At 35.6% G+C, this 7,301-nt stretch carries 6 protein-coding genes; 4 read left to right on the forward strand and 2 right to left on the reverse strand.

The window, feature by feature from the left end; translation table 11 throughout:
- Nucleotides 1-153: IS3 family transposase (locus tag ADH02_RS00650; RefSeq protein ID WP_048781683.1), on the forward strand; the 153-nt coding region annotated here is incomplete at its 5' end.
- 83 nt (nt 154-236) lie between these two features.
- Here the strand turns inward: ADH02_RS00650 and tig are convergent.
- The gene (gene tig / locus ADH02_RS00655; protein ID WP_048781736.1) at nt 237-1,517 is read right to left on the reverse strand and encodes a trigger factor; all 1,281 of its coding nucleotides are present in this window, start codon (nt 1,515-1,517) and stop codon (nt 237-239) included.
- A gap of 216 nt (nt 1,518-1,733) precedes the next feature.
- Between tig and recU the strand changes: the two genes are divergently transcribed.
- Together recU and ADH02_RS00665 are read left to right on the forward strand one after the other, a co-directional pair.
- Nucleotides 1,734-2,318, forward strand: coding sequence for a Holliday junction resolvase RecU (gene recU / locus ADH02_RS00660; RefSeq protein WP_048781737.1), 585 nt, complete (start codon nt 1,734-1,736; stop codon nt 2,316-2,318).
- A gap of 13 nt (nt 2,319-2,331) precedes the next feature.
- Nucleotides 2,332-4,809, forward strand: a complete 2,478-nt coding sequence (locus tag ADH02_RS00665) for a transglycosylase domain-containing protein (RefSeq protein ID WP_048781739.1) — start codon at nt 2,332-2,334, stop codon at nt 4,807-4,809.
- A 137-nt stretch (nt 4,810-4,946) separates the two neighbouring features.
- On the opposite strand, the gene rny is transcribed toward ADH02_RS00665, so the two are convergent.
- Nucleotides 4,947-6,509: a ribonuclease Y gene (rny, locus tag ADH02_RS00670; protein ID WP_048781741.1), complete on the reverse strand. Its 1,563-nt coding sequence runs from the start codon at nt 6,507-6,509 to the stop codon at nt 4,947-4,949.
- Nucleotides 6,510-6,825: 316 nt separating this feature from the next.
- On the opposite strand from rny, the gene ADH02_RS00675 reads away from it, so the two are divergent.
- The coding region (locus tag ADH02_RS00675) for an ISL3 family transposase (protein ID WP_048781743.1) at nt 6,826-7,301 on the forward strand (476 nt) is incomplete at its 3' end.

Genomic DNA, 7,301 nt, shown 5'->3' on the forward strand with positions numbered 1-7,301 from the left:
CTAAAGTGCGAAGCTTTCTACATAAAAGATGAAGTAATAACTTCATCTTCTATTGTAATTCAAATTGTAGAAAATTACATCAAATATTATAATGAAAATAGAATCCAACAAAAATTGGACTACCTGTCTCCGGTTGAATACCGGAGACGGTAGCCCTAGGGTGTTTTTATTAAATTCTCACTTTTTGGGGTCAGTCCCCTAGCGAAACCGGCGCTTTCTTATTTAATTTTATAAAATTAAGCTTCTTTAGCAGAATCTGTAATTACAGCTAATGCTTTCTTCATTGAGATATCGTTTTTCAACATATCTACTGAAACAGCAGCACGAACTGCATCTTCTTCCATACCGTATTGAGCAGCTAATTCTTTTACTTCGTTAGCTACATCTTCATCAGTTGCTTCGATGCCTTCTTCTTTAACGATTTGTTCTAATACTAAGTTAGTCTTAGTACGAACGTCAGCGTCTTTTTCCATCATTTTGTGTAAATCAGCTTCTGTTGTACCAGTGATTTGGTAGTACATTTCAGGAGAGATTCCGTTACGACGCATATCGTTTAAGTAGTGTTCCATTTGACGGTGAACTTCGTCGTGAACCATTTCATGTGGTAAGTCAACGATTTCAGCGTTTTCTACTGCTTTACGTAAAGCTTCATCTGCTACTGCTTCGTCAGCTGCAGCATTTTTTTCTTTTTCTAATTCAGTACGAATTTTTTCTTTTAATTCTGCTAATGTTTCAACTGAATCATCAACATCTTTAGCAAATTCATCTGTTAATTCAGGTAATTCTTTTGTTTTTACTTCGTGAACTTTAACTTTAAATACTGCATCTTGACCTTTTAAGTTTTCAGCATGGTATTCTTCTGGGAAAGTCACTTTCACTTCTACTTCATCGCCTTCTTTAGCGCCAACTAATTGGTCTTCGAAACCTGGGATGAATGATCCTGAACCTAATTCTAATGAGTGGTTTTCACCTTTTCCGCCTTCAAAAGCTTCGTCACCTAAGAAACCTTCGAAGTCGATTACTACTGTGTCACCTAATTCAGCTGCATCTTCTTTTACAACTAATTCAGCTGCACGAGCTTGTTCTTGCAATAAACGATCTTCAACATCTTGTTCAGATACTGTACGATCTTGTTTTTCAATAGTTAAGCCTTTGTATTCACCTAATTTAACTTCAGGTTTAACAATTACTTCTGCTTTGATAACCCATGGTTTACCTTTTTCGATTGATTCAATATCGATTGTTGGTTGAGTTACTGGGAAGATTCCAGTTTCTTCAACTGCGTTATCGTATGCATCTGGTAAAAGAATGTTTAATGCATCTTGGTATAAAGCTTCTTCACCGTACATTTTTTCAAATACTTGACGGCTTACTTTACCTTTACGGAAACCAGGTACGTTCACGTTCTTTTTAACGCGGTTAAACGCTTGGTCCAAACCTTTTTTAATATCTTCTTGTGAGATTTCAAATGTTAAAACAACTTTATTTGTTTCAACTTTTTCGAATTTTGCTGTCATATTATTCCTCCATAAATTCATTATTCACCTTAAAGATGAATGGATTTACATACTCATTTATTTTACAATACTCTTCCTCTTTTGTAAAACATAATTGACTTATTCGGGTTTAATTTAACAAGAATTTTGAATAGAGATTAAGAAAAGGTAACAAAAGTAATAGTTTTTCTCATTTTTTGCCCAAAATGTTATAATAGACGCCATAGGAGGGATAAAATGATTCAATATCCAAAAGGACAAAAACAATTATCACGGGCTACTCGGTCTCAAACAATGCAAACAAATTATAGTAGTCGCGGTATGGGTTTAGAGAACATATTGAATCAAACCAATGAACTCTATCGCCTTCAAAAACGAGCGGTCATCCACAAGAAACCGACACCGATTCAAATCGTTAAAGTAAACTACCCTGCCCGTAGTGCAGCGCAGATTACAGAAGCCTATTTTCGTCAGGCATCGACAACCGACTATAACGGTGTGTATAAAGGAAGATATATCGATTTTGAAGCGAAGGAAACGAAGAATAAAACTTCTTTCCCATTAAAGAATATTCATGAGCATCAGCTAGAACATATGAAAGAGTGCTATGAACAAGGCGGTATCGCATTTGTTATTTTTTATTTTTCTAGTTTGAAGGAATATTATTTACTTGAATATAAATGGATCGAACAATTCGTTCATGATTCAAGCACAAAACGTCAATCAATCCCGTTGACCTATATTAAAGAACATGGTCAATCAATTTCTCTATCACTGCAAATGACGCTAAATTACTTAGATGCAGTAGATAGCTTATTATAAAGGAGGTCAATCTATGTCTGAAAACAATACTGAACAAACCCGTTCATCTCAGCACCGTCATACAAAGAAAAAGGCACCTACTTCTTCTAAGAAAAAACTCTGGAAGAAAATTTTAATTGGTATTGCTGCTTTTGTGACTGTGGCTATTATTGCAATCGTCGCAATCTTCGCTTACTACGGTGCGACTGCTCCTACCATTCAAGCAAGTGATCTAGAAGGAGCTACTGAAACTAAAATCCTTGATAAAGATGGCGAACTCATTTATTCACTTGGGGGTGAAAAACGAGATATTATCACCAGCGAACAAGTTCCTCAATTACTAAAAGATGCGATTACTTCAATCGAGGACAAACGCTTCTACTCTCATATGGGGATTGACCCAATCCGTATCGCAGGGTCATTCCTACGAAATGCGAAAGCTGGTCAAATTACTCAAGGTGGTAGTACAATCACTCAACAATTAGTGAAGTTAGCCGTATTCTCTACGAAGAAAGAAGACCAAACCTATAAACGAAAAATCCAAGAAATTATGCTAGCACTTCAATTAGAGCGTAATTACTCTAAGGAACAGATTCTTACGTATTATTTAAACAAAGTGTATATGGCAAATAATGTCTATGGATTTGGAACTGCTTCACACTACTACTTCAATAAAGAATTATCTGAATTAAGTCTACCTCAAGTAGCGCTACTTGCTGGAATGCCACAAGCACCAAATTCATACGATCCATATGCTAATGCTGATCAAGCAAAAGAACGTCGTGACTTAGTACTCTATTCCATGAAAGAAAATGGAAAAATTACAAAAGAACAATATGATCAAGCGGTAGCTACTCCAGTTACTGAAGGCTTAATAGCACATAATAACAATGTTGATAGTAATGATAAAGCACTTGTTTACGATTCGTTCGTAACAATGGTTTTAAAAGAAGTTCAAGAAAAAACAGGACTTGATCCTTATAACGATGGCTTAATAATCAAGACTACTGTTGACTCTAAAGCACAGCAACGACTTTACGACATTGTAAACACAACGGAATATATTGAATATATCGATGATAAAATTCAGAACGCCGTTGTTATGATTGATAACAAAACTGGTGCTATTCGAGCAATAAACGGAGGCAGAAAACAAACGACTTTACTCGGATATAACCGAGCAACTGATAATTCACGTAGTACTGGTTCAACAATTAAACCGATTATCGATTATGGCCCAGCAATTGAATATTTAAATTACTCTACTGGACAAACGATAGTTGATCAACGAACTACATATTCGAATGGTGTAGAATTGAATAACTGGGATTTCGATTATAAAGGTAGTATGACTTTAAGAACCGCGTTAGTATACTCTCGTAACACAACAGCTTTACAAACCTTTAAAGCTGTTGGAGAAACGAATATCAAATCATTCTTAAAGAATTTAGATATTCAAATCACAAACGATGGGAAAGATTACTTAGTTGAAAGTAATTCAATTGGAGCTGACATATCCCCTATTAAAATGGCAGCGGCATATGCAACTTTTGCAAACTATGGTACTTATTCGAAACCGTATACAGTTTCTAAGGTAACAACTCGAGATGGTCAAGAGTATGAATTTAAACCAGAACAAAAGCAAGCAATAAAAGATTCAACTGCTTATATGATTACTGACGTCCTTAAAGACTCATTCAAATATGGTTTCGCTACCCAAGTAGCAATCGACGGGTTACCTACTGCAGCTAAAACAGGTTCTTCAAACTACACTACTGAGCAAAAACTAGCCATGGGTGCTTCTGAATATGAAAATATCATTCCCGATTCATGGTTTATTGGATATTCAACGGATTATACAATTTCCGTTTGGACCGGATATGACAACCCTTACGTTGAGGGTGGAGGATTAAACCAAACCGAACAAACTTATCCTAAGTGGATTTACTATTATTTAATGCAATACATGGCACAATTTTCTAGCCGGGATGATTGGGAACAACCAGATAGCGTTGTAAAACAACAAATTGAGGTTGGATCAAACCCTTTAAGTCTTCCGGGTCCAAGAACACCAGCTAATATGATTGCAAACGAGTTGTTTGTAAAAGGTCACGTCCCAACTCAACAATCTACTCATTATGGCACAAGAATTGATGGTCCAACTGGTTTGAAAGCTACTTACGATAAAACTAAGAAAACCCTATCTGTAAGCTGGGATAATTATCAAAGTAACTCAAGAGAAAAACCTCAATATCAAGTAACTGTTAATGGGCAAACGCAAACTGTTTCAACAAATAAAGTGACATTCCAAAATATCAGTGGACCTAGCGTATCGGTAACTCTAGTTGTAAGGGTTGGTAAAGATAGTTCTGACCCTATTACAAATGAGTTCAAACTAGAACAACCAACAACAGCTGAGGATCGTACGACTCAACAGAACCAGCAACAAAACAATCGTCAGCAAAACAACAATAACAATGAACAAACGACTCAAGAAGCTCGTAATCAATAGTTCAAACAACAAAAGGCATTCTCTAATAGAGAATGCCTTGTTTATATCCAATAAAGTAAAATAAAACCCCATGACAGCTTGTCATGGGGTTTCCAGTTTTACATCTACTCTTTGGTAGAGTCAAAGTCAATAAATGATTACTTAGCATATTCAACTGCTCTTGTCTCACGAATAACTGTAACTTTAATATGTCCTGGATATTGGAGTTCTTCCTCAATTTGATTCTTGATGTCATGCGCTAAAATAATCGCTTTTTCATCAGAAATCTTGTCAGGTTGTACCATTACACGAACTTCGCGTCCAGCTTGGATAGCAAAGCTTCGTTCAACACCTTCGTGTTCTGTTGCAATGGCTTCTAATCTTTCTAATCGACGAATGTAATTTTCGATTGATTCACGTCTAGCACCTGGTCGAGCTGCTGATAAAGCATCTGCTGCTGCAACAAGTACTGCGATTGTTGAAGTTGGTTCTACATCTCCATGGTGAGATGCAATTGCATTCACAACAACCTTGTTTTCTTTATATTTCTGAGCAATTTCTGCTCCGATTTCAACGTGTGAACCTTCAATTTCATGATCGAGTGCTTTACCAATATCGTGAAGTAAACCAGCACGTTTAGCAAGGTTAACATCTTCACCTAACTCACCAGCCATTACGCCAGCAAGTTTCGCTACTTCGATACTGTGGTTCAATACGTTTTGACCGTAACTAGCTCTAAAGTATAAACGACCTAAAATCTTAATCAAATCAGGATGTAATGAGTGGATTCCAACTTCGAACGTTGCTTGTTCACCAATTGTACGAATACGCTCATCCATTTCTTTACGAGATTTTTCAACCATTTCTTCAATACGTGCAGGATGAATACGACCATCTGAAATTAATTTTTCAAGAGTCATTTTCGCGATTTCACGACGAATTGGGTCAAAACCACTTAATACCACCGCTTCTGGTGTTTCATCGATAATCACATCAATTCCTGTTAATGATTCAAGGGTACGAATATTACGTCCCTCACGTCCGATAATACGACCTTTCATTTCATCACTTGGTAACGTCATAACAGTTACAGTGTTCTCTGAAACTAAGTCCGCAGCGGAACGTTGAATCGCTTGAAGAATAATATTTTTAGCATTTTTATCTGCTTCATCTTTTGCAAGCTGCTCAGACTCTTTAATCATGATGGCACGTTCCTTACTTAATTGTTCGGTCATGTCCTTCATGATAATCTCTTGCGCTTCTTCTTTACTGATAGTAGAAATTCGTTCAAGTTCTTCTTGTTGCTTAGTAACAAGAACTTCTGCTTGCTGTTCTCTTTCTGTTACTCTTTCAAGCTTTTCCTGAATCTTTATTTCCTTCGTCTCAATCGATTGTTCACGTTTTTCAAGAATTTCATCTTTGCGATCTAAATTCTTTTCCCTTTGAATAATTCTCTTTTCTTGAAGAAGGACTTCATTTCTTCTTTCTTTTAACTCATTTTCAACTTCAGTACGATATTTATGATTTTCTTCTTTAGCTTCTAATAATACTTCCTTTTTTAAACGGTCAGCATCCTTTTCTGCATCTTTGATAATCATATCGGCCGATTCACGAGCTGCAACTAACTTTTTCTCATAATTTGATTTGAAACCAATATATCCAGCAACAATTCCAATTATTAAAGCTAAGATCGCGAGGCCAGCTACTACTACTGAGTCCATTGAGTCACCTCCGTCTCTATTTAATTTTAATCAAAATAAATTGCATTGATAAATGTATGGTTAAACGTGATTTAACACATAATATTATTGTATTCTTGAAATAGATTAAAGTCAATTTATTTAGAGGAAAAATTGAAATTTATTCCCCTATTTTCAAAGAAAAAAGTACTACTTAGTATAAAGCCAAAGTAAAATACGGTTCTATAATTTTTAGGGTTGATAGAAATTTTCCACCAACCCTATTTTAGTGTATACAAAAAGGCCAACATCCGTTATATTAAAATCGCTAAACCTAATACAAAAGGATGATGACCATATGAACAATATACTAGAAGCTACGCTACAAATCAAAGATAAAAACATTATCTGGGATAATACAGTTCAAGAGAAGATATTTAAAAAGAGAAAATCTTTATTTTATTCAGCTACATATACGCATAAACCAGAATTTTGTACCGTTTGTGGATGTGTTAGCCAAAATAATAATATCGTCAAAAATGGCACGAAAACTTCTCGTATCACTCTCTGTTCTGTTTCAGGCCTACCGGCCTACTTAAATCTACGCAAGCAGAGATTTCTCTGTAAAGAATGCGGCTCTTCATTTACCGCAGACACTAGTAGAATCGTAGAAAAACATTGTCATATTTCGAAACGTTTAAAAAATGAAATTAAGGCAAAAATAAGTGAAACAGTATCTGAAACATATATTGCAAAAGAAACAAATGTTTCAGTTCATACTGTAAGACGTATCATAGATGATACAGCACGATTATTGACCATTAAACCATTACA

This window comes from Streptococcus sp. 263_SSPC (genome assembly GCF_001071995.1).
In the GTDB taxonomy this organism is placed as follows: Bacteria; Bacillota; Bacilli; order Lactobacillales; family Aerococcaceae; genus Granulicatella.

Coding starts and splice junctions, on each gene's coding strand:
- rny (WP_048781741.1), bottom strand. CDS start 6,509: ATGGACTCAGTAGTAGTAGCTGGCCTCGCGATCTTAGCTTTAATAATT.
- tig (WP_048781736.1), bottom strand. CDS start 1,517: ATGACAGCAAAATTCGAAAAAGTTGAAACAAATAAAGTTGTTTTAACA.
- ADH02_RS00665 (WP_048781739.1), top strand. CDS start 2,332: ATGTCTGAAAACAATACTGAACAAACCCGTTCATCTCAGCACCGTCAT.
- recU (WP_048781737.1), top strand. CDS start 1,734: ATGATTCAATATCCAAAAGGACAAAAACAATTATCACGGGCTACTCGG.